At 73.8% G+C, this 839-nt stretch carries 1 pseudogene; it reads right to left on the minus strand.

The features are described 5' to 3' along the window. Positions 1-712 (minus strand): annotated as a pseudogene (locus tag RM812_RS41940) (hypothetical protein); the annotation flags it as partial. Between the last annotated feature and the right edge of the window lie 127 nt (positions 713-839).

Below are 839 nucleotides of genomic sequence, written 5' to 3' on the forward strand. Positions count from 1 at the left end.
TCATCGGAGAGTCCGGCGGTGCTCCCCCAGAGCGGCCACGCGTCCCGGTCCGGGGGCGGCAGCTCACCGGCCCGTTCTTCCCCGGCGCTGGCGGACAGCCGGTCGCACTCTCCCTCGCCCCCGCCTCCGTCCCCGCCTCCCGACAGCCGCTCGCGCAGGCGCTCGTCGGGTACGGCGGCCAGGGCAGGCACCCCGTCCTGCGGCATCCCCGCGTCCAGGTGGATGATCCGGGCGATCGCTCCCGCCCGCCGGTCGGCCGCGCCCAGCACCGGGTGTGGATGCCGTAGTCGTGGAGCACGCCCGCCTGCCGGGGGCCGATGCCGTGCAGGGCTTCCACCGGCAGCCCGGCGAGCCACTCCGCGGCCCGGTCGGGGGCCACGACCAGCACCCCTCCAGGCTCGGGGACCTGAGCAGATGCGGTCGCGGCCACGCTGATCGTAGGACCGATGCCGATGCGAAGGTCGGCGCCACAGCGGGTCAGCGTTCGCACGCGCAACATCTGGCCCAGTCGGTCCACGTCCGCGCCGACGCCGTGGCAGCGCAGGGCGCCCTTCAGCTCGGCGAGGGCCGCGGTGGGCGGCAGTGCCTGCACGACGGGGGACAGCTCGGCCAGCTGCTCGAGGAGGAGGCGGTACAGCTCCGGGGGACGGTCCGGGCAGCGCACGTGCATCACGGTGGGGACCTGCCCCGCAGGTGCCTGGTCGATCGTCACGTCGTCGCCTCCTCCCTCCCCAGAGTATCGAACGTATGACCGAATGGCTGTGTGAGGGCCTCACCACCGGACGAATCGTCCCGTCGCGTGCTGCTCCACTTCGCCCGTCGGGTCGTGGTGTAGAGAC

Source organism: Streptomyces lancefieldiae (assembly GCF_031845825.1).
GTDB lineage: Bacteria > Actinomycetota > Actinomycetes > Streptomycetales > Streptomycetaceae > Streptomyces > Streptomyces lancefieldiae.